The organism is Paraliobacillus ryukyuensis (assembly GCF_003315295.1).
Lineage (GTDB): Bacteria > Bacillota > Bacilli > Bacillales > Amphibacillaceae > Paraliobacillus > Paraliobacillus ryukyuensis.
Genome location: NZ_QNRI01000005.1, coordinates 32763 through 55725, shown reverse-complemented (window position 1 = coordinate 55725; position 22963 = coordinate 32763). Strand labels below are relative to the sequence as shown.

The 22963-nt window shown below is 35.2% G+C and carries 26 protein-coding genes; 17 read left to right on the top strand and 9 right to left on the bottom strand.

Annotated elements, in window-relative coordinates; translation table 11 throughout:
• Positions 1-92 precede the first annotated feature (92 nt).
• Entirely contained in the window at positions 93-356 is a 264-nt protein-coding gene (locus tag DES48_RS08980; RefSeq protein ID WP_113868604.1) for a NifU N-terminal domain-containing protein, read from the bottom strand.
• Positions 357-500: 144 nt separating this feature from the next.
• On the opposite strand from DES48_RS08980, the gene DES48_RS08975 reads away from it, so the two are divergent.
• Positions 501-2090 carry a GGDEF domain-containing response regulator gene (locus DES48_RS08975; RefSeq protein WP_113868602.1) on the top strand — a complete coding sequence of 530 codons (1590 nt, stop codon included), beginning with the start codon at positions 501-503 and terminating at the stop codon, positions 2088-2090.
• Positions 2091-2136: 46 nt separating this feature from the next.
• Here the strand turns inward: DES48_RS08975 and DES48_RS08970 are convergent, their stop codons facing one another.
• The 3 genes from DES48_RS08970 to DES48_RS08960 form a co-directional block, all read right to left on the bottom strand.
• Complete coding sequence (locus DES48_RS08970) at positions 2137-2328, bottom strand: DUF3813 family protein (protein WP_079709147.1); 192 nt, start codon at positions 2326-2328, stop codon at positions 2137-2139.
• A 12-nt stretch (positions 2329-2340) separates the two neighbouring features.
• Positions 2341-2466: a competence protein gene (locus tag DES48_RS08965; protein WP_079709148.1), complete on the bottom strand. Its 126-nt coding sequence runs from the start codon at positions 2464-2466 to the stop codon at positions 2341-2343.
• Positions 2467-2600: 134 nt separating this feature from the next.
• Positions 2601-3434 (bottom strand): Cof-type HAD-IIB family hydrolase, encoded by an 834-nt coding sequence (locus DES48_RS08960; protein ID WP_113868600.1) that lies wholly within the window; start codon positions 3432-3434, stop codon positions 2601-2603.
• Between the two features lie 156 nt (positions 3435-3590).
• Here DES48_RS08960 and DES48_RS08955 point away from each other — a divergent pair, with 156 nt between their 5' ends.
• Together DES48_RS08955 and DES48_RS08950 are read left to right on the top strand one after the other, a co-directional pair.
• A complete protein-coding gene (locus tag DES48_RS08955) occupies positions 3591-4355 on the top strand; it encodes a dienelactone hydrolase family protein (RefSeq protein ID WP_113868598.1) in 765 nt (254 codons plus the stop codon).
• 79 nt (positions 4356-4434) lie between these two features.
• Positions 4435-4746: a metal-sulfur cluster assembly factor gene (locus tag DES48_RS08950; RefSeq protein ID WP_079709151.1), complete on the top strand. Its 312-nt coding sequence runs from the start codon at positions 4435-4437 to the stop codon at positions 4744-4746.
• Between the two features lie 46 nt (positions 4747-4792).
• On the opposite strand, the gene DES48_RS08945 is transcribed toward DES48_RS08950, so the two are convergent.
• Together DES48_RS08945 and DES48_RS08940 are read right to left on the bottom strand one after the other, a co-directional pair.
• On the bottom strand, positions 4793-5494 hold the full coding sequence (locus DES48_RS08945) for a Crp/Fnr family transcriptional regulator (RefSeq protein ID WP_079709152.1): 702 nt from the start codon (positions 5492-5494) through the stop codon (positions 4793-4795).
• A 51-nt stretch (positions 5495-5545) separates the two neighbouring features.
• On the bottom strand, positions 5546-6364 hold the full coding sequence (locus DES48_RS08940) for an undecaprenyl-diphosphate phosphatase (protein WP_079709153.1): 819 nt from the start codon (positions 6362-6364) through the stop codon (positions 5546-5548).
• A 104-nt stretch (positions 6365-6468) separates the two neighbouring features.
• Here DES48_RS08940 and DES48_RS08935 point away from each other — a divergent pair, with 104 nt between their 5' ends.
• Positions 6469-6828 carry a hypothetical protein gene (locus DES48_RS08935; RefSeq protein WP_211318484.1) on the top strand — a complete coding sequence of 120 codons (360 nt, stop codon included), beginning with the start codon at positions 6469-6471 and terminating at the stop codon, positions 6826-6828.
• A gap of 54 nt (positions 6829-6882) precedes the next feature.
• On the opposite strand, the gene DES48_RS08930 is transcribed toward DES48_RS08935, so the two are convergent.
• Positions 6883-7074, bottom strand: a complete 192-nt coding sequence (locus DES48_RS08930; RefSeq protein WP_079709154.1) for a DUF2929 family protein — start codon at positions 7072-7074, stop codon at positions 6883-6885.
• A 123-nt stretch (positions 7075-7197) separates the two neighbouring features.
• Between DES48_RS08930 and DES48_RS08925 the strand changes: the two genes are divergently transcribed.
• The 6 genes from DES48_RS08925 (at position 7198) to DES48_RS08900 (ending at position 12474) form a co-directional block, all read left to right on the top strand.
• Positions 7198-7770 (top strand): NAD-dependent epimerase/dehydratase family protein, encoded by a 573-nt coding sequence (locus DES48_RS08925; RefSeq protein ID WP_113868596.1) that lies wholly within the window; start codon positions 7198-7200, stop codon positions 7768-7770.
• A gap of 105 nt (positions 7771-7875) precedes the next feature.
• Positions 7876-8838 (top strand): BMP family ABC transporter substrate-binding protein, encoded by a 963-nt coding sequence (locus DES48_RS08920; RefSeq protein ID WP_342769939.1) that lies wholly within the window; start codon positions 7876-7878, stop codon positions 8836-8838.
• 148 nt (positions 8839-8986) lie between these two features.
• Positions 8987-9922: a beta-ketoacyl-ACP synthase III gene (locus DES48_RS08915; protein ID WP_113868594.1), complete on the top strand. Its 936-nt coding sequence runs from the start codon at positions 8987-8989 to the stop codon at positions 9920-9922.
• Between the two features lie 78 nt (positions 9923-10000).
• Positions 10001-11239, top strand: a complete 1239-nt coding sequence (fabF, locus tag DES48_RS08910; protein ID WP_113868592.1) for a beta-ketoacyl-ACP synthase II — start codon at positions 10001-10003, stop codon at positions 11237-11239.
• Between the two features lie 121 nt (positions 11240-11360).
• Positions 11361-11570, top strand: coding sequence for a YuzI family membrane protein (locus DES48_RS16665; RefSeq protein WP_079709158.1), 210 nt, complete (start codon positions 11361-11363; stop codon positions 11568-11570).
• Between the two features lie 139 nt (positions 11571-11709).
• Positions 11710-12474 (top strand): DUF3603 family protein, encoded by a 765-nt coding sequence (locus DES48_RS08900; protein ID WP_079709990.1) that lies wholly within the window; start codon positions 11710-11712, stop codon positions 12472-12474.
• 213 nt (positions 12475-12687) lie between these two features.
• Here the strand turns inward: DES48_RS08900 and trpS are convergent, their stop codons facing one another.
• Both trpS and DES48_RS08890 read right to left on the bottom strand, forming a co-directional pair.
• Entirely contained in the window at positions 12688-13683 is a 996-nt protein-coding gene (trpS, locus tag DES48_RS08895) for a tryptophan--tRNA ligase (RefSeq protein WP_113868590.1), read from the bottom strand.
• A gap of 308 nt (positions 13684-13991) precedes the next feature.
• On the bottom strand, positions 13992-14354 hold the full coding sequence (locus DES48_RS08890; protein WP_113868588.1) for a DUF3899 domain-containing protein: 363 nt from the start codon (positions 14352-14354) through the stop codon (positions 13992-13994).
• Between the two features lie 307 nt (positions 14355-14661).
• On the opposite strand from DES48_RS08890, the gene DES48_RS08885 reads away from it, so the two are divergent.
• The 7 genes from DES48_RS08885 (at position 14662) to DES48_RS08855 (ending at position 22733) form a co-directional block, all read left to right on the top strand.
• Complete coding sequence (locus tag DES48_RS08885) at positions 14662-16338, top strand: peptide ABC transporter substrate-binding protein (RefSeq protein ID WP_079709161.1); 1677 nt, start codon at positions 14662-14664, stop codon at positions 16336-16338.
• A gap of 159 nt (positions 16339-16497) precedes the next feature.
• Complete coding sequence (gene opp3b / locus DES48_RS08880; protein WP_079709162.1) at positions 16498-17430, top strand: oligopeptide ABC transporter permease; 933 nt, start codon at positions 16498-16500, stop codon at positions 17428-17430.
• Positions 17430-18581, top strand: coding sequence for an oligopeptide ABC transporter permease (gene opp3C / locus DES48_RS08875; protein ID WP_079709163.1), 1152 nt, complete (start codon positions 17430-17432; stop codon positions 18579-18581). Before opp3b ends, opp3C begins: the two co-directional genes overlap by 1 nt.
• A 17-nt stretch (positions 18582-18598) precedes the next feature.
• Positions 18599-19648, top strand: a complete 1050-nt coding sequence (locus DES48_RS08870) for an ABC transporter ATP-binding protein (protein ID WP_113868586.1) — start codon at positions 18599-18601, stop codon at positions 19646-19648.
• A complete protein-coding gene (locus tag DES48_RS08865) occupies positions 19648-20577 on the top strand; it encodes an ABC transporter ATP-binding protein (RefSeq protein WP_113868584.1) in 930 nt (309 codons plus the stop codon). The genes DES48_RS08870 and DES48_RS08865 overlap by 1 nt, the downstream gene beginning before the upstream one ends.
• Before the next feature lie 163 nt (positions 20578-20740).
• Entirely contained in the window at positions 20741-21955 is a 1215-nt protein-coding gene (locus DES48_RS08860) for a putative glycoside hydrolase (RefSeq protein WP_113868582.1), read from the top strand.
• Positions 21956-22145: 190 nt separating this feature from the next.
• Entirely contained in the window at positions 22146-22733 is a 588-nt protein-coding gene (locus DES48_RS08855) for a GNAT family N-acetyltransferase (protein ID WP_113868580.1), read from the top strand.
• Positions 22734-22963 lie beyond the last annotated feature (230 nt).

Sequence of the window (22963 nt, the reverse complement as noted above, 5' to 3'; positions counted from 1 at the left end):
ACTTTGTACCTTTTTAAGTTAGCATGATAAGAAAAGAACTTGTTCATAATAAATACGGCTGATAACTTGCTTAAATAGTAATTTAACTTGTATTAATATCCGTAGGTGTTAATAACCTTTTCTACTTCAGGTATAATGGTGTCCCATTCAGCATCAAATTTTTTGTTGATTGTAATGAAATGTTGGTAACCAAATACATTATCAACACCTTCTAATCCCATTAATGCATTCATAATTGGATAATCACTTGTTTGGCCTGGCATAACGGAAACACTATTGCTACCTTCGAAAATCATAGACTCTGTATTAAATTTCATTGCATTTGGATTAGGTGTTGCTTCAACAATAACACTCATATTAATAACCCCCTAAGTCTGCTACTTCGGTTATAAGTTTAGCAAAAATAACTCAAATACGAAAGAAAAAAACATTGCTATACATAAGTGGATGATTTAAGATTGTATGGTACAAAAAATGAGGAAATAGGATGAAATGTGCTTATGAACAACTATGAACAGATATTTGTCAATCGTCTAATACAAGACATAAGCAAATGGAGAGAACAACAAGTTATAACTACGGAGCAACTAAAAAGTGGTATAACAAATATGAAGAAAAATGCTTCCTATATCGAATTAACGCAAATAGCAGAAACAGCTGCTATGTTATTAAATAAACTAGATGTAATGGATAAAAAGGAATGGGGAGAAGAAGAGTGGAGTAATTTTATTCAACCACTTACCTTTCTTTTTTATGATCAAACCCAAAACATAACTGACCGAAAACGTGTACTATTAATAGATAGCGCTGAACAATCAATGCATCAAATGAAAGAAGCTTTAGAAGATAATTGTTTTGAAGTATTACTAGCAACGAATACGAAACGCGCTATTAAGTCTTATTATGATTTTCATCCGGATATACTTTTTATTGATGCATGTAGTAATGAACAGATGGCCTTTACTATACTTAGTCGCATTAAAGATCGAGCAACAGAAGCAGGAGTAATTATCTTTATTATAGGAAATAAAGAGGACACCAATCTTAAAATAAACGCATATGCGCATCATGTAACTGATGTTATTGATAAACCGATTAATTACGAACTTTTAGAGGCGCTGATGCAAAATCGAATTCATCAACAAGACTTATTTCGTAATATAGTGTTAATTGATGAATTAACAAAAGCTGGAAATAGGACACTACTTAATACGATCTGGAAGGAGCTAAGCAATAAATTTCATAAATGGCAACATACATTTAGCTTTGCTTTATTAGATCTAGATTTTTTTAAATCAATTAATGACCAGTATGGTCATGCGATAGGTGACGAAGTACTAAAACACTTTTCTTCTATTATATTACAGTATAAGCGGACACAAGATTATCTTATTCGTTATGGTGGTGAGGAATTCTTATTAGTACTTACTGACTATGATCAAGCCGATACAAAAACGTATGTACAAGGCTTATTGCAAACTTTGATAGAAACACCATTTATCTTAAATGGAAAAAACATTGATCTAACCTTTACAGCAGGTGTAGCAGAAATGAATGAAACAATTGAGTCGCTTGAAACTTTGGTAGTACAGGCAGACAAAGCACTATATTATGGCAAAAATACAGGAAGAAAACGAGTAGTAGAGTATAATGAACTGACAATGGAAGAGCAAGGCAGACTCTCAAAAGAGAAGTTAAAGATAGCTATTGTGGATGATGATCGATTTATAAAACGATTATTAGAAGATAAGATGGCAGAGTTGGAAATTGGCTCATTTACCATTGAAGTTGAAGGATTTTTAGATGGAGAAACCTTTATGGAATCAGATTGGTACAAAGGAAGAGATAAAAAAATATTGTTATTAGATGGTGTCTTACCTAAATTAGATGGTTTGGACATTCTTCAGGAGCTTAGAGAAAAGGTCAATGAAGAAGAGTTAGGGATTATCATGCTAACAGGCAGGCAAAAGAATAGCGATATGATAAGAGCGCTTGAGCTAGGGGCGGATGACTACATCACAAAACCGTTTAGTTTGGAGCAACTTGATGCAAGAATAAAACGTTTGGTCCAGCGTTTATTTATAAGATAATTAATTATAAAAAGACGGTATCCCGTAAAAGGATACCGTCTTTTCGTTATTGCAATTCTTGATGGTCTCTAAGCTGTTGTTCTAGCTGCTGCAGCTCTTGTTGTTCTTCTGGAGTAGCTTTAGCGTAAGCTGCTTGAATCGCATGAGAAGCAGCTTGCTTGTCTTCGTTAGACATGGTAGTGCCATTGGTAAAACGTTGGATGGCGTTTCTAGCTTGTTGCATAAATTGGTTTGCCATCATAGTTCCCTCCTAGACGTTGCTTTTATCTTCGTTTGTATCTGCCAACCGCTCGCGATATGGAAATCGTTCATCATGTTTCTTTACTGCGTCTGCTCCTTGAGCAGTAAAACGTTTCGATTTACTTTTCTTTGTCATCGTTCATTCCTCCTACAGTAAACATGAAAGATAGGCTAGATAAACAAAAAAGCTTGCGACTTAATTAAGATCGCAAGCTTAATGTGAGCTATTTGCTATTATTTTATGCAATATAGACAATGAAACATTTACTATTAGTTCTTTTCAACGGTTAAGCCTAGGTAATTCTCTAGAAATGATCCAATGCCATTTTCTTCATTGGTTAACGTTGTATGATTGGCAAGTTGTTTCAGCTCGTCAATGGCATTTCCCATTGCTACACCAACACCAGCATATTCAATCATCTCTAAATCATTGTCTTCGTCGCCAAAAGCAATCACACGCTCTTGAGGAATATGGTAATAGTGGGCAATACGTTTTAAGCCTACCGCTTTATTCATTCCTTTACGGACGATCTCAATAATATTCCAAGGAGCGCCCCATTTACGATGTTCAATGACAGAGGCATGATCGCGATCCAATTGTTCACGCAATGCATCTATATTTCCTTCAGAAGGATGAATTAATAAGGAAGTAGGATCCGTATTTAGTTCATTTTTTAGACTTCCAATAATAATTGGGTTATCTTCTTTATCCGTATGCAAGATATTCATTAGTTCTTCATCATAACGATCTAAGTATATATCATCCGATACTTCCGCCATTATATTTTTCACCTCAAGATCGTAGCACGTTTGAATGATACTTTTTGCGGTACGTTCTGGAAGTGGGCTATGTAGGGCATCCCATTTATTATCTGTAGGATGATGGATAAGTGCACCATTAAAATTAACCATCGGTGTATCCAATCCTAATTCATGATAATAATCAATACTTGAACGATGTGGTCTACCAGTTGAAATGACAACAATATGTCCTTGTTTTTTTGCTTCAAGAACCGTACGTTTTGTTCGATCACTAATGATCTTACCATCCGTCAATAATGTTCCATCTAGATCTAGTGCTATTAGATGTTGACTTTTTGTCATGTATAATCACCTCTTATCAGTAAGTATAGTGTAAAGAAGAAATGGATGTCTGTAAAGAATTTGTTATTTCTGTTTATTTTCTTTTGCATACGTAGCACGGAAAATATATGATGATACTATACCATAATTAATCGTAATCTAGAAAGGAAATGTGTAATGATACATATTAGCAAAGAATACTGGAATCATATTCCGCTTTTAGTAGTGGAGGAAGCAGAGAAATCAAATGAAGCTTTACCTGTGCTTACTTACCTCCATGGTTTTACGAGTGCAAAGGAACATAATTTACCGATTGCGTACTTATTAGCAGAGCGTGGGTATCGTGTTATTTTACCTGACTGTTATCTGCACGGTGAAAGAGAAGAAGATGTAGGTAACCAAGAACGTCAAATGAAATTTTTTGAAGTTGTTCAACAAAATTTAATTGAAATTAAACAAATTAAACAGCTATTAGATGAAAAAGGATTGATTAAGGACAAACGATTTGGCTTAGCTGGCACAAGTATGGGTGGAATTACCACAGCAGCAGCTTTAACAAAGTATGATTGGATTAAGGCTTCAGCAGTCCTAATGGGTACACCAAAACTTGTAACATTTGCTGAAGAATTAATGGAAAAAATAAAACAAACTGGATATCAATTACCTATCACAGAAGAAGAAATAAACTTTATTCTAACAGGTTTGAGAAGTATTGATTTATCTCTACAACCAGAAGTATTAGCAGGTAGACCACTATTCTTTTGGCATGGGGAAGAAGATCCTGTAGTACCATTTGAACAATCTTATAGCTTCCATGAATCAGTTGTACCTTTATATAAGAATCCGGAGAGTATTCGATTTTTACGTGAAGTTGGACGAGGTCATAAAGTAAGTCGTTTTGCTATTTTGGAGACAGTTAACTGGCTGGAAATGCAATTATAAAAACAGTATTGGTTAAGTATTTAACTTTCACTATATTATGTATATAATAGAAGTAATAGGTTAGAAGGAGGTAGAGTAAATGGATGAAGCATTACAGGAAAATTTATTAGGCGCTTTGGAAAATGTTATTGATCCAGAGCTTGGAATAGATATTGTCAATCTTGGTCTTGTCTATGGTGTGGACCTAGACGAGGAAGGAACTGCTGTTGTTACAATGACATTAACAGCAATGGGGTGTCCATTAGCTGCTCATATTGAAGAAGATGTAAAGCGTGTATTAGAAGATATCCCAGAAGTAAATAATACAAAAGTAAACATTGTGTGGAGCCCACCGTGGGGAAAAGAACGCATGTCAAGATATGCAAAAATCGCATTAGGTATTCCAGATTAATAAACAGCCATCTACTGTGTAGATGGCTGTTTATTAATTGTAATAGTCAATCAATCGTGCATAATACTAACGGACAATTTTCGCAGTTGATCTCTTCTTTTAAATAATCCAGATCAAAAACGGTGATTTTCCCTTTTTCAATTTTTAAGATATCATCTCTACGCAATTCATTTAATAAACGATTTACACTTTCACGTGAAGTTCCGCAAAAATTAGCTAATTCTTGATTGGTTAAGTGAATATCAATTAAAATGCTATTGTCTGTTTTTATCCCATAACTGTTGGTTAAACGAATAAGCGTCGAGTAAAGCGCACCTTTTTTACCATGAAGTACTAAATCTCTAAACCTTGTCTGATCCTTACGGTAACTAAGATTCATTAACTTTAGGAATTCTAACGTTAGTGCAGGATCAGTGAGTAATTTTTCATCTAATGTTTGTTTTTTTATTACACCGACTTCTCCATTTTCAATAACTTTGGCATTGAGAATATATTTTACATCATCGTTGGTATGCGCCAATTCTCCAACAATATCTCCTTTTGTACAGATTCGAAGTGTTAGTTCCCTTCCGTCAAGCGAGATTTTACCGATTTGAATTCTGCCAGAAAGGATAACATATAAATCGGAGATTTCTTCGCCTTGTTGAAATAAGAATGTATTTTTTTTAATTGGCATCCGATGATCTACTGCTGTTAATAAAGCAGAAAGTTCCTTTGACATTCCTTTGAGTTGCAAGGTTTCATCCATTGATATCAACTCCTGCTAAAAAATTCGATGATACGTTAATTCTAGAACGATTTATAAGAAAAGAAAAGCTAAAACACCAACAACAAAGCAATAAAGTGCAAAATATTTTAAGTTTCCTTTTGCCATAATATTCATAAACCAACGAAGTGAATAATAGGTTGCTATTATTGATGCAATAAACGCCAATAAGAATGGAAGCCACATGGTTTGAAAATCTGCATTAAATAAATCATCAACAGAAAGTAACATCGTCCCTAAGCTGATAGGGATATATAATAAGAATGAGAAGCGAAGCGCTGTCTCTTGTTTCATACCCAATAACATAGCAGCTACAATCGTTGCGCCTGAACGACTGATACCAGGAATTAATGCAACAGATTGAGCTAGACCAACAATAATAGCATCTTTCCATGTTAGTGCACCATCGTTTTTCCGCCCGCGTATATTTCTAATAATCCAAAGTGCAATACCTGTTGCGAACAAGGTAATACCTATATATTTACTTTTGTCAAAAACGTCGGCAATCTGATCTTCAAAAAGCATACCAATTACACCAGCAGGAACCGTAGCAATAATCAAATACAAAATAAATTTAAAATCATCTTTCGCTTTTGGCTCTTTTTTTGTTATGTAAGTCATTCCATTCGTAGCTAATCGTATAATATCTTTTCGATAAATAGCTAATACAGCAATTAAAGAACCGAAATTCACCAGTATCTCAAATGTAAGACTTTCTAATTTCAAATTAAATAAGTTCTGAACAATAACTAAATGCCCACTAGACGAAATAGGTATTGGCTCAGTAAAACCTTGAACTAAACCAAAAAAGACATATTTAAGCAGTAGTACTAATGATTCTGAAAATTCCATGAAAATCCCCCCGATTGATAATATGTTTGTTTGTGGTTACTGTGCTCTTGTCACGAAAATTAAGTTAATCGCATAAGTTATTGATGAAGAAAGGGAGGGTTTATATGAAACCACAACAACGATCTCATCATATGTTCGATATGTGTAAAAATCATATGCACCATTATGTACTTTTAGAAACAACAGATGGTACGACAGTTGATGGTATTATTACAGACGTAGATGAAATGAATGTTTATCTTGCAATTCCAAATATGGAGTCAGACATGGCATATGAACAACGATTTTCTCCATATGGATATGGAGGCGGATATGGCGGTGGATATGGTTATGGGTCTTATCCTCCATATGGACCAAGACCGCCATATGGACCATACCAACCGTACTATCCAGGTGGACGATTTAGAAGGCTTATACTTCCACTAACTGCTTTAACTGCTTTAAGCGTACTTCCTTGGTTTTAATCACTTTAAAATCCCCCCTTACCAACGTCATTTGGCAAGGGGGGAACCACCTAGCTATTCAGCTATTTCACTAGCATCTTGTTTTGTTATAATACCATCCCCGACGATTGCGACAACAATACTTAATGTTACGGTTAAAACAAGAACTGGTGTAAGAGAAAAACTTTTGCCTGCCATGCTTAATAATACGTATCCTAAAACACAACTTATAGCAAATGACCAAATAATTACACCAAGATAACGCATGGTTCTCACCTCGATTTATAAAATCTATATTTATCTTACCAAATACTTGCTTTAAAATAAAGTGAATCTTTTCGTAATTCTTTTTTACATATGCGTATAGAATGTGTGTTGGGAGTGTAAATGATGTATCTTATTAAAGATGCTTTTCAACCGATTGGTTTTCATCTTGTAGATTATTTATTAAAACAAGGAGAAGAAGTGGTTGGAGTTGATAAACTTGATCAACCAATAGCGGAGCATGCAAGCCTTATGGTTGGACGTAATGCTAATTTTATTCATTACGAGACAATTGCAGCGTTTTTGAAGGATCAACAGTCAAACCTAGCTAACTACTCTTTTATATTTATTGGTCAAGAGACCGATCTTATCGAATATTTCGAAGACAAAGGAGATTGTTATGCTATCAATTCTTCAGAATTACTTTCTAAAAAAAATACAGTTACTTCTATAGAGTTACCCTTATTGGAAGGAAGATGGCTTACGCAACAGAATAATCGAGTTGTTTGGCAACAGCAATTTTTCCCTGTGGAAGCTTCCAAGATTGAAGCGCCTGTTGTGGATTTAGATGTATTTATTTCAATTGTATACCATATTTTAAAAGCTTCCTTAACCCCAGGGGTTATTAAAATAAAACATAAAAAAGCAGAAATAAAACAAGTAGAACTACCGTTTATTATTCACTCAATTAGTTGCTAACAATATAAAAATTTTACATTGTAATGTTTTTGTAATCTTTTTTTGCGTTTACTGTTCGAAATGGAACAGGTAAAATAATATAGAAGTCTTATTTAGAGTAAGGGTGTGCACTCATTGAAAAATAACATCATCTTTCTTATTATTTTTTCCATTTCTTTAACCCTACTAACAGGATGTAACTCAGATGGAGAGATCGACAAAGTTGGCATGCTTGTTGAACACTCCATTAATGATCAAACATGGGGTTCCCAAGGTTATCAAGGGCTTTTACAAATAAAAGATGACCATGACGTCGATGTCTTTTTAAAAGAAGGAATAGATTCGCAATCTGAAGTAACAGAAGCTGTTGATGAATTTGTTCATCAAGGGGTAAATCTTATTTTTGGTCACAGCAGTATTTATGGTAAATACTTTGATAATTTAAAGGATACTTATCCTGAAGTTCAATTTGTTTATTTTAATGGTGCCTACGAAGGAAACAACTTAACTAGTTTACACTTTGATTCAAATGCAATGGGATTTTTCGCTGGTATGGTAGCAGGTGAAATGACAAACAATAACCAAGTTGGTGTTATCGGAGCATTTGAATGGCAACCAGAAATTGAAGGTTTTTTTGAAGGCGTTAATTATCAAAATTCAGATGCGAAAGTAATGGTTAATTTTGTTAATGACTGGGATAATGTTGATCGTGCAGAAGAAATATTTAACAACATGAATGAAGCTGGTGCTGATGTCTTCTATCCTGCAGGCGATTCTTTTAGTTCTTCGATCATCAAACGAGCAAAAGAATCATCCAAATATGCGATCGGATTTGTAACAGATCAAGCCTATTTAGGTGAATCTACCGTGTTAACAAGTACAGTACAACATGTAGACAAGCTTTATGTACGTGCTGCGGACCAATTTAATGAAGGCGAATTGACAGGTGGTATTTTCACGTATGATTTCCAAGATGACGTGGTTTCACTTGGAACGTTTAGTCCACAAGTTCCCAAATCATTTCAGAAAGAAATTAAAAAAGAGATTGAAAAGTACAAAAAGACAGGGTTATTACCGAATGAAAGATGAGATAAAGCACTTGTCTTTTATTCTTTTTTTTGGAAGAATTCTTCAACACTTGATTATTAAGTCGTTTTTTATTATATTATATTAGTACCAAGTCTTAATATTTGATGTTAATTGATTATTAAATTCCTATCGAGAGGGTTGAATAAATATGCAAGCAGGTATAACTGGTGTAGGAAAATATGTTCCAGAAAAAGTACTAACTAATCATGATTTAGAAAAAATAGTAGATACAAGTGATGAATGGATTCGAACAAGGACGGGAATTGAAGAGCGTCGTATAGCTGCCGATGATATTGATACTTCGGATATGGCTTATCATGCATCTGTTCGTGCAATCGATGATGCAGGAATAAAACCGGAGGATATTGATCTTATTTTAGTAGCTACAGTGACACCTGATATGCCGTTTCCTACAGTATCTTGTATGTTGCAAGAACGTTTAGGTGCGACGAAGGCAGCAGCAATGGATTTAAGTGCAGCATGTGCAGGGTTTATGTACGGTATCGTAACAGCTAAACAATTTATTGATACTGGCGTTTACAAAAACATACTCGTTATTGGGGCTGAAAAGCTTTCGAAGATTACTGACTGGGAAGACCGTAACACATGTGTACTATTTGGTGATGGAGCTGGTGCAGCTGTTATCGGTGAAGTTACTGACGGGCGAGGAATTTTGTCATTTGAACTTGGGGCAGATGGCGGTGGTGGTAAATTCTTGCAACAAGAAGGCCAGTTTATTCAAATGAATGGCCGAGAAGTATTTAAATTTGCTGTTCGCCAAATGCCAGAATCATCAATGCATGTCGTAGAAAAAGCAGGATTAACGAAAGAAGATGTTGATTATTTAATTCCACATCAAGCAAATATACGCATAATGGAAGCGGCTAGAAACAAATTAGACATTCCAGTTGAAAAAATGGCCACCTCTATAAAAAGATATGGGAACACATCATCCGCATCTATCCCTATCGCACTTGCAGAAGCAGTAGAGGATGGTTCAGTAAAAGAAGATGATTTCATCGTGTTAGTTGGCTTTGGTGGCGGATTAACATGGGGCGCTGTTGGCATAAAATGGGGCAAATAAATCATACTTGCTAAAACAGAAAGCTTTTAATAGGCTAGTATAATAAAAGTATTTTTTTGTTGTAAGGAGGAGAAAGAGATGACAAAAAATCGAGTTGTAGTTACAGGACTAGGAGCAGTTAGTCCATTGGGAAATTCAATAGATGAATTATGGACAAATTTAGTAGAAGGTAAATCAGGTATTGATTATGTTACCAAAGTAAATAAAGATGATTTTCCTGCTAAAGTAGCGGCTGAAGTAAAAGATTGGGATCCAACGCTATATATGGATAAAAAAGAAGCTAAACGCATGGATTTATTTACCCAATATGCAGTAGGTGCAGCAAAAATGGCAGTGGAAGATGCATCATTAACGATCGATGATGAAAACGCATCTCGCATAGGTGTATGGGTTGGTTCAGGTATCGGTGGAATGGCAACTTACGAAGAACAGTTTAAAAAGTTCAGTGAAAAAGGTTACCGTCGAGTGAGTCCATTCTTTGTTCCGATGCTTATTCCTGATATGGCAGCTGGCCAAATCTCCATTCAGTTAGGCGCAAAAGGAATTAACTCCTGTACGGTGACTGCATGCGCAACAGGAACCAATTCAATTGGGGATGCATTTAAGGTAATTGAACGTGGCGATGCAGACGCAATGATAACAGGTGGTGCTGAAGCGCCATTAACAAATATGTCATTTGCCGGCTTTTCGATGGCGAAAGCTTTATCTTTTAATGAAGATCCGAAAACGGCAAGTCGTCCATTTGATAAAAATCGCGATGGTTTTATTATGGGAGAAGGAGCAGGCATCCTAGTACTAGAATCTTTAGAATCAGCATTGGCTAGAGGTGCCAACATTTATGCCGAAATAATTGGCTATGGATCTGCCGGTGATGCTTACCATATTACAGCTCCTGCACCAGAAGGAGAAGGTGCGGCTCGATCAATGAAACAAGCGATCGAGGACGCTGAAGTGGACGTATCAGATATAGATTATATCAATGCTCACGGCACAAGCACGGCATTGAATGATTCATTTGAAACGAAATCCATGAAGACTGTATTTGGTCAACATGCTTATCATGTTGCTATATCTTCAACTAAGTCAATGACAGGCCATTTACTTGGTGCAGCTGGTGCGATTGAAGCGATTGCTTCGATTAAATCTATTACAGATAATGTGATACCACCTACGATAAATTATGAAACGCCAGATCCAGACTGTGATTTGGATTATGTTCCAAACAAAGCAAGAAAAACAGACGTATCAGTAGCGTTAAGTAACTCACTAGGTTTTGGTGGGCATAATGCTACGCTAATCTTTAAACAATACAATTAATGTAAAGCAGTATACTGAACAGGTAGTTGATAAAGATCAACTGCCTGTTTTTTTTTACATATTTTTTTACGGTATCTTCATACAATAGAAAAAAGGACAAGCTGAAAAAGGGGAATTGGTGATGCTGTACTTATGTGTATTTTTAATAGGTTTTGGACTAGCTGTATCAGGGGGCGTCACCATTATTTTATATTTAAATTTAATCCCCGCAGGTTTATCATGGATCGAATATGTCACATATATTGCCACGAGAAGTGAATGTTATCTGTTTATCATTGGAATATTGATCATTTCTGGAACAATTCCAAAACTAACTCATATTATAAAATGAATAAAAAAATGAAAATTGGCTATACTGATGGCTAAATAAATTGATAGAACGAAACCAAAAAGTTAATGTTTATTCAGAATCTATAAAAAAATTGATAGCTAAACTATTTGTTTTGATGATTGGAAGTGAGACGATACATATGCAATATGTACATGATGTATGGGTGAATTGGTTTGAAGGAGAAGAAAATGGTTACAATGTTTGTGCATTTCATGAATGGCGAAATCACGATGGAATAGAAATTTTAGATCAAGTTCCAGTGTTACGCATCAATACAGAGTTATTTGATCAGATCGAAAACGATTTAATTGATCTTCCTAAGAAAATGTTAGAGCTGGTTAAAAACTGCACGTACCTGAGAAAGAATCAAGAAAGAATAACCGTGGAATATGCGAGTATTGTGACGGACGGAAACAATATCATCGTATTTGATACTTTAGGTTATCAAATACCGATACGGAAAAGCCGAATGATTCCGCGTCAAGAGAGACTGGTGCTTGACTTAATAAACGATCAAAAGGAAAGTCAATTTACACTAGAAACAGAATCAGAAAAGGCATATCACATTCTTTCTTTACCTCCTAAAGTGATGATCGGATTAACAAGACGAGAAAGACATTTAAAACAACTACTTATGATGGTTCTTGATCAGTTAAAACAAATTAAAAATCCGCAAGAAGCACAATATTGGTTGACAGAATGGAAGCCTGATGATTATCAAGCAATTCAAAAAATGACGTTTGCACAAGCTTGGAATGAACTATATTTATCACTCGTAAACGGATGGTCAACGGAACATGAACTATTTTGCCGAAAGATGATAAAAGGGCAACCTTTTTTTGAACAGCTTTGGCAACTGGAGAAAAATAATGCAGAAAAACCTACTTATAAACGGATATTGTGAAAAACAACTGATAAAAAGCATGTAGCCTTTAACAACATAAGATCTAAAGGCTACATGCTTTTTATAATACAGAGCGGGAAGGCAGACCAAATGAACAATGATCATGCAAAAATAAAACAAAACAATAAGCAACCCCAAAAACCACTCTTCTGGGATTTGGGGTTGCTTATTCGATGGTATCTATAATTTTAAAATATATTTGAAATAAAATGATTATCTTTTTTTCTTTACTCTTCCAAGTCCCATTGCTTTTTTCGCTTTTGCGAGCGTTTTATTTGCAGTAAATGCTGCTTTCTCTGCGCCATGATCTAATATCTCATCTAATTCAGATGACTGAATTAATTCATGATAACGATTTTGAATCGGTTCTAATAGCGCAATAACTGCATCGGCTGTGGCTTGTTTAAAGACGCCATAGCCAGTATTCGCGAATTTTCTCTCCAAGGCTTCAATGCTTTCACCAGTACAGCTGGCATGTATCGTTAACAAGTTACTAACACCTGGTTTGTTCTCTTTATCAAATTTGACAATTCCTTCAGAATCGGTAACAGCACTTTTTATTTTTTTTTCAATTTTTTTTGGATCATCGAGTATAAAGATCGATGCTTTCTGATTTTCATCGGATTTACTCATTTTTTTGGTAGGTTCTTGTAGAGACATAATACGTGCACCAACTTTAGGAATACGGATCTCTGGGATAGTAAAAATATCATTATATTTTTGGTTAAACCGCTGTGCGAGATTACGCGTTAACTCCAAATGTTGTTTTTGATCATCACCAACCGGAACAATATCTGTATTATACAGTAAAATATCCGATGCCATTAAAGGTGGATAAGTTAATAATGCTGAAGAAACAGCTGATTTTCCGGATGATTTATCTTTAAATTGCGTCATTCGCTCTAACTCACCTATATAGCTTATGGTCTGCATAATCCATCCTAATTGCGTATGTGCAGAAACTTCTGATTGAATAAATATGGTTGATTTGTTTGGGTCAATACCAACAGCCAAATGAAGTGCAGCAAGAGAGCGAATATTTTCGCGTAACTTCAATCGATCTTGTGGAACGGTAATAGCGTGTTCATCGACAATACAAAAATAACAGTTATGGTCTTCCTGTAAGTCAACAAAATGTTTTAAAGCGCCTAAGTAATTTCCAAGCGTCAAAGAGCCGCTTGGTTGAATACCTGAGAATATCGTTTGCATGGTAAATTCATCCTTTTCGTTATTTTTTAAGCGAATTTTATTATAAAAAAAAACATATTCCGAATAAAAAAGGGACGATAATACGCGGTGCCACCCTTCTTATCTCAAGAATATGAGATCTCTCTAGCATAGTTAACGCCTAATTTACGGTAGTAAAAACTACAACTCCAAAGCCCCAATTTCATTATTCCTTGGTGTCTGCTTTCACCATGTCAGACTCTCTACTTAACCAGCGGGAATAAATCCTATGCTTCATCTACGCCTACATATTTTCTTAATTATATATAATAAAAAAAAAAGATGCAATACTACTGATAGTAAATGATTAGCAATGCAATTAAAATAATTATTAAACCTAAAGCTTGAAAGCGAAAAAAGGAAACCAATCGCATGTGAACTTGTTCAGAAGGAGAAGGTTTATCTTCCCATTCAACGGCTGCTTTTTTGCTAAAAATGCTCATTCCAACTTTTCTAAAACTATAGACAATACCGTCAAAAAAACCGCCTTTAATAGTAAAGAAAAGTAACCACAGCAATAAATAAATGGAGGAAACATAGAAAAATATATTAATATTCATCAATAATAAAGCATTTTTATTTAATATATAAGCTAAAACAATAATACAAAAGATCTGAATGAAAAAAACTAAAATTGGTTTACTACGTTTCAAATTTTCACATCCTATTTTATTTTTAGACAAACAAAGTATAGCATATCGTCCACATTCAAATAATAAAAAAAACCAACGATAACCGGGTGAAAAATAAAAATGTAAACAGATTGTAAAAATACTAACTAGGCACAATTACCTATTTTAGGCTAAAAACCCCTTATTGTAGCAAGGTTTTTAAAATTTTATTAAATTTATTTGTAAAAAAATAATGCAAAATTGTGAGAAAACTTGTATAATTCAATTTGTGGATATTTTATCTGCAAAATATTTAGAAAATTTAAATTTAGGGGAGGTCATTAAGACAATGAAAAAGTCAAATTGGCTATTGCTAGTTTTCGGACTAGTATTAACACTTTTCCTTGCTGCATGTTCTGGCGGTGATGATTCTGATAGTTCTTCAGAAGGATCAGATTCAGAAGGAAACGCAGAAGAAAGTTCTGCAGAACAAGTATTGAACTTAATTGAAGTTGATGAGATTCCAAGTATGGATCCATCAATGGCAACCGACGCTATCGCTTTTCAATGGTTAGGTGCTACAATGGAAGGTTTGTATCGTTTAGGTGAAAACGGTGAAGTCAAACCAGGTATTGCAACTGATCATGAAGTAAGTGAAGATAGCTTAACATGGACATTCAATCTACGTGAAGATGCTACATGGTCAAACGGTGACCCAGTAACTGCTCACGACTTTGTTTACTCTTGGAGACGAGCTGTAGATCCTGATACAGGTTCATCATACGGTCCATACATGATGGGTGGCGTTATCAAAAACGCAACAGCAATTAACCAAGGTGAAATGGATGTGGAAGAACTGGGTGTTAAAGCTGAAGACGACTATACACTTGTCGTTGAACTTGAAAACCCAACACCATATTTTGAATCATTAGCTACATTCGGTACTTATTTACCATTAAATCAAGCATTCGTTGAAGAACAAGGCGATCAATTCGCACTTGAAGCAGATACAATTCTTTATAATGGTCCATTTACTATGACAGAATGGAACCACAATCAAAACTTTGTCATTGAGAAAAACCCTGATTATTGGGATGCAGACTCAGTTGATCTTGAAAAAATTAACTTAGATATTGTTAAAGATACTTCAACTGCAGTAAACATGTATGAAACTGGTGAAATTGATCGGGTTGGTTTAAGTGCAGAGTATGTTGACCAATATGCAGGCGATGAAAGAATGCGTGTTATTGAAGAGCCAACATTATTCTATCTAAAAATGAACCAAACAAGAAGTGAAGCTTTAGCAAACTTAAATGTACGTAAAGCAATCCAATTAGCAATTGATAAACAAGGTTATACAGATGTAATTCTTAATAACGGTTCTGTAGTTGCAGGTGGTCTAGTGCCAGCTAACTTTGTTAACCACCCAGAAACTGGTGAAGATTTCCGTGAAATCAATGGCGATTTAGTACCAGTAGTTGATAAAGAAAAAGCAAAAGAATATTGGAACAAAGCTTTAGAAGAGCTTGGTACTGACAGTGTTGAAATTGAAATGCTAGGTGATGACGGGGAAAGTGCTGAGAAAACAGCTGAATATTTCCAAGAACAATTACAGTCAACTTTACCTGGATTAACTATTAAGATTAAATCTGTTCCTTTCCAAGAACGTATTCGTTTGAATGAAGAAATGGATTATGATTTACAAGTTTCAGGTTGGGGACCAGACTATATTGACCCACTTACATTTATGAACTTGTTTGTTACTGATGGTCCAAACAATAACATGGGTTATTCTAATGAAAAATATGATGAGCTAATCGCTTCTACTAGCGGTGAGTTAGCACAAGATCCAGCAGCTCGTTGGGATGCTTTCTTAGAAGCTGAGAAAATTCTAATTCAAGAAGATGCAGCAATTTCTCCACTGTACCAACGTGCTCGTACACAACTTTGGGATCAAGATATCCAAGGTGTTATCGTTAACCCAGCGGGACCTCAATACGAATATAAATGGGCTCATATTGAATAAATGAAAAGTTAAAATTATATAACTTTTGTTTCGAAGAGAGAGTGTGCTTCAGTTCTGAGACTGATTGGTGCTCTCTCTCTTCCAATTTAAAGAAACTGTCGAATAATATAAAAATTTCTGTAAATTTAAATTTGCAACAATAACACAGGAGGAGAAAAAATGGCTCGTTATATATTACAGCGCTTGGGCTACATGATCATCACACTGTTCATTATCGCCACAGTGTCCTTTTTTCTTATGAAATTAATGCCCGGGTCACCACTTGGTGCCGCACAAGAAAAATTATCTGAATCGCAACTAGAAATCGTTTTAGATAAATATGGATTAAACGATCCAATACCGGTTCAATATTACACATATATGAAGAATTTGGTTCAAGGGGATTTAGGAGTTTCCTTCCAATTTGATAACAGAGAAGTAACAGGTATTCTTCTCGATCGATTTGGTCCGTCATTACAATTAGGTTTACAAGCATTAATACTAGGTTCGGTAATAGGAATATTATTTGGATTAATTGCTGCTGTATATCATAATGGTGTGATCGACTTTACTTCAACTATTATAGCCGTCCTCGGAACATCAATTCCATCATTTGTATTTGCTGGGCTATTACAATATTATATTGGTGTGAAATTAGAATGGTTACCAGTCGCCACTTGGGATGGGTTTGAATATTCCATTTTACCTACAATAGCGCTAGCAATATTCCCTCTAGCTACATCCGCAAGGTTTATGCGTACTGAGATGGTAGAAGTTTTAGGATCTGACTTTATCACTACAGCTAGAGCAAAAGGTGTCGGTAAATTTGGTGTCGTATTTAAACACGGTTTACGTAACGCATTAATTCCATTAATAACAATTATGGGACCGATGGCCGTTTCTTTATTAACAGGGACACTAGTTATTGAGAAAATATTTGGGGTTCCAGGTATTGGTGATCAGTTTGTTAACTCTATTACACAAAATGATTATCCAATTATTATGGGTACGACGTTGTTTTTTGCGTTCTTCTTTATTTTAGTTATTTTAATTATTGACATACTTTATGGTATTGTTGATCCTAGAATTCGTTTGACAGGGGGAGACAAATAATGGCAGATGATAACAAAAAGAATTTAGATCATTTATTTGTGCTCACTGAAGATAATCAACAAAGTAACGAGAAAATTAACCGACCAGTTACCACGTTTCTTCAAGATGCTTTTAGAAGTTTAAGACGAAATGTAGCTGCAATGATTTCTTTAGTGGTACTGATCATAATTATTGTAATGGCAGCTTTTGGAGGGCAAATGAATGAATATGATTCAACAACACAAAACCTTTCATGGGCAAAAATGCCACCAAAAGTTCAAGGGTTAGAAAATATAGGTTGGTTAGGCCTAGATGGTACGGATAGTGAAACAATTGAGGCAAGTACCGTTGAAGCAGCAAAAGAAAGAGGTCTAGCAAGATTTAAAAATGATGAAGAGCATATTACGTTTGATGTGAAGTCAGAAGGCGATGGCACTGAAGATTCAGCAAAAGTCGTAGCGACGCATGACGTCTATGCTTCAAAAGATATGGAAGATACTTATTTTTGGTTTGGTACGGATGGTCTAGGACGTGATTTATGGACTAGAACTTGGGAAGGAACAAGAATCTCCTTATTTATTGCTTTTCTAGCAGCCGCAATTGACTTAGTAATTGGCGTAGCTTATGGTGGTATCTCTGGTTACTACGGAGGACGAGCTGATAACGTGATGCAACGTATCATAGAAATTATCACAGGTATACCTAACTTGGTTGTTTTAATTTTGATGATTATCATAATGGGATCTGGTATAGTTTCTATCTCCTTAGCCTTAGCTATCACTGGGTGGACTGGTATGGCACGGATTGTTCGTGGAGAAGTTTTGAAATTAAAAAATCAGGAATTTGTATTAGCGTCTAGAACTCTTGGCGCACCTAATGGAAGAATTATATCACGACATTTAATTCCGAATGTTGCTAGCTTAATTATCATCAATACTATGTTCACAATTCCTAGTGCTATCTTTTTCGAAGCGTTCCTAAGCTTTATTGGTTTAGGTTTACAACCACCTACTGCATCATTAGGTACATTAATTGATGATGGATTTAAATCACTAACAACATATCCGCATATGTTAATTTTCCCAGCGATTTTAATCTCAGTTATCATGATTGCATTTAATTTATTAGGTGATGGATTAAGAGATGCATTTGATCCGAAAATGCGTAAATAGAGGGGTAGGTGTGAAAATTGAAAAAAATCTTAGATGTTAAAAATTTAAATGTATCCTTTAATACTTATGGCGGCGAAGTCAAAGCTGTTAGAGGTGTTAATTTTGATTTGCATAAAGGCGAAACACTAGCTATCGTAGGTGAATCAGGTTCTGGTAAATCAGTTACAACGAAAGCTTTGATGGGTTTATTACCAAAACCTCATGGTTATGTAAAAGAAGGAGAAATCCTTTTTGAAGATAAAGATATTGCCAAATTATCTGAGAAAGAACTTCAGAAAATTCGTGGGAAAGACTTATCAATGATTTTCCAAGATCCGATGACTTCATTAAATCCTACAATGAAAGTCGGAACACAAATTATGGAAGGTCTGATTAAGCACCAAAAAATGTCGAAGACACAGGCGAAAGAACGTGCATTAGAACTTTTGAAACTTGTAAAAATACCGAATGCTGAAGAGCGTATTAAACAGTATCCACACCAGTTTTCAGGTGGAATGCGGCAACGTGTTGTTGTTGCCATCGCATTAGCATGTAATCCAAAGGTCTTAATTGCTGATGAACCAACAACTGCATTAGATGTTACGATTCAAGCGCAAATCTTAGATCTTATGAAAGATATCCAAAAGAAAACGGATTCCTCTATTATTTTCATTACCCACGATCTTGGTGTTGTAGCCAATGTAGCTGATCGTGTGGCTGTTATGTATGCTGGTAAAATTGTTGAAATTGGTACAGTGGATGAAATTTTCTATAATCCAAAACATCCTTATACATGGGGATTACTTGGATCTATGCCTACATTAGACAGTGATGACTCAGAATTATATGCTATTCCTGGTACACCACCAGACTTGCTTAATCCTCCTAAAGGGGATGCGTTTGCTCCTAGAAATCAATTTGCTATGGATATTGATTTTGAGGAACAGCCGCCAATGTTTAAGGTATCTGACACGCATTATGCAGCAACATGGCTTTTAGATGAAAGAGCACCAAAAATCGATCCACCTGAATCTGTTCAAAAACGAATAGATAGTATGGCCTCAAATGATGGAAAGGGTGATATGTAGTGGGTCAAGAACGAGAAAAACTATTAGAAATAAAAAATTTAAAACAACACTTCCGTACAGGTAGAAAGAGTGTCGTCAAAGCAGTAGATGGACTAACTTTTGATGTATATAAAGGTGAAACGCTTGGATTAGTAGGTGAATCTGGCTGTGGAAAATCCACGACAGGACGTACAATTATTCGTCTCTATGATGCTACAGATGGGCAAGTACTTTTTAAAGGTGAAGATGTACAAGGAAAATTAAGCAACAAAGAATTAAAAAAATTCAATCGTGAAATGCAAATGATTTTCCAGGACCCATACTCTTCCTTAAATCCACGTATGACAGTAATGGACATTATTGCTGAGGGTATTGATGTTCATAATCTTGCTAACAATGAAAATGAAAGAAAAGAACGCGTATACGAATTATTAGAGTTAGTTGGTTTAGACAAACAGCATGCCAATCGTTATCCACACGAATTTAGTGGTGGTCAGCGTCAACGTATTGGTGTAGCAAGAGCACTTGCAGTGAAACCAGAATTTATTATTGCAGACGAACCAATCTCAGCGCTTGATGTATCAATTCAAGCACAGGTTGTTAATTTGTTGAAAAAATTGCAGAAAGATCGTGGACTTACGTTTTTATTTATTGCCCACGACTTATCAATGGTGAAATATATTAGTGATCGAATTGCTGTCATGTATTTTGGAAAAATGGTCGAATTAGCGGATAGTGATGAGTTATATAGAAATCCGCTTCACCCTTATACAAAATCATTATTATCAGCAATTCCATTACCGGATCCTGACTATGAAAGAAATCGTGTTCGTGCAGAGTATGACCCCAACGATCACGATACTAGCGAGGTGCCTGAATTTAGAGAAGTAACCCCCGGACATTGGGTGTTGTGTACAACGAAAGAATTTGAAGCATATAAAGCAAATTAAGTGATAGAAAAGCTTTATGTATCTTTTAGATGCATAAAGCTTTTTCTTCATCTAAATTTTTGGTACACTCAACAAAAAGTGAGGAGAGAATGTATGAATTTGTCGATAACTCTTATATAATAAAAGGACACTGCAAAAATTAACTTTAAGGGAGTTTCAAAAAATGACTAGTAAGCATCTAAAAAGTTTCCTGCTATTCACCATAGTTTTATTGCTACTTATCCCAACAATGGTGACAAATGCAGAGGAGAACCAAAAACTACAGGGGAAAACACATAGCAAAAAGCAAATGCAATTAACGACCTATAACACTTCACAGAGTTTTGCTCGTTTTATGTTTGATTCAGGTTTAGAATTTACATATCCAGATGCTGTAAGAGGTGTTTATGTAACAGGCCATTCTGCTGGCGGAAGTCGCTTTGAAAAACTCATTAACTTGATTGATAATAGTGAACTAAATACAATGGTTATTGATATTAAAGATGACCATGGGAATCTAACATATAAGCCTGATAAAGACTCACCTTACTATGATATAGCACAAAATTATATTAAAGACCCAAAGAAAATGTTAAAGAAATTAGAGGAAAAAGGTATCTATCCTATTGCAAGGATTGTAGTATTTAAAGACTCCGTACTTGCAAATAAACGGCCTGAATTATCGTTTAAAGAAAATGGTAAAGTATGGTCAAATGGAAAGGAAGACTCATTTGTCAGTCCATTTAAAAAAGAGGTTTGGGAATATAACTTAGCTATTGCAAAAATGGCTGTTAAACTTGGATTTCAAGAAATTCAATTTGATTATGTCCGCTTCCCAGAAGGTTTTGAAAAAAGAGATGATGAATTAGAGTACACACTAGGTGACTATAAAGATTCAGATCTAAATAATGTGAAAAAACGTGTGCAAGCTGTCACAGATTTTGTAAGTTATGCTAAAGGTGAATTAAAAGACTTTGGTGTTGATGTGTCAGTGGACATATTTGGTTATGCTGCGACAGTAGAGGAAACACCTGGTATAGGGCAGAATTTTTCGAAAATCTCTAGCAATGTAGACGTTATCTCTTCAATGATATATCCAAGTCATTGGACGCCATATTTTGGCATTGATTTTCCGGATAAAGAACCATATAAATTGGTGGATGAGTACAGCAAACTAGAAAATCAAGTATTGTCCAAATTGGATACTCCTCCACGTTCGCGTCCTTGGATCCAAGATTTTGAAGCTCCTTGGCTCTACAGTGGTGCGACGAAGCAGTATGGTGTGAAGGAAGTTGAAGCGCAGATTCGAGCCTTAAATGAGAACGGCATCAATGAGTTTCTATTGTGGAATGCTGGCAATTCATATACTGAAGGGGTAGATTATACCCCATTAAATTAAGTGTAAAGGCTCCCTTTTACTAATGAAAAGGGAGCTTTTTTAATTATACATGTATAAAATAAGCTATACGAACAAATATAAGTATATACCATTCTATAAGCTGATTAAGCGCGGTTAACAAATAATTAAGAGTTCGTTATACTTAATAATGGCAGATATAAGAGAAAATAAACGAAAAGGGAGTAGATCGATGAACTGGTATAAAAAACTAAATGAGTATTTTCCAATTGAAGAAATGAAATCAAAAGAACATATGGAAATGCTTTTAAAAGAAAAAGGAGACGTATATTATAAAGATGAAGGTCCAGATCATGTTTTAATGTACGCTGAATTCGATACATTTTTGTTTATTGATTACGTATATGTCTCCTCTCGTTCAAGAGGTCAAGGACTCGGTCGCCAACTAATAAAAAAACTAAAAGAAAAAGGGAAGCCAATAATTCTAGAAGTTGAACCTGTTGATTATGATGATACCGATTCAGAAAAGCGTTTGCGTTTTTATAAAAGAGAAGGTTTTACGCACGCTCAATCAATAGGTTATAACCGGCGTTCTCTTGCCACAAATGAAGAAAACCAAATGGAAATTTTATATTGGACCCCCAACAATGACGATGAAGAAACAATATTTACGCAAATGCGCAAAATGTATGAAGACATTCATACGTATAAGGATAAAGAAATATACGGTAAAGCATACCAACCTGCAGATGAAGTTTTAACGTATGATAATAACAGAGAATCAGCTGATATTTTTAACATATTAACAGAAAAAGTTTAAATACAGAAGGAAACCATGAAGATGTTTAACAATGGTTTCCTTTTTTATATTACTATACTAGATAAATATGGAGGATTTGAGGCTCTATACTAAATGTGGTGTTATCCCTTGATTTATCAAAGGTTCCATCGAAGCAAAAAAAACACAGTCAATCCCCTCTCTTTTGTTCCCCTAAAGCAGAGGTAATATACGAGACTCCTGCGAGAACAGCAAATGTTTTCGATGGGACG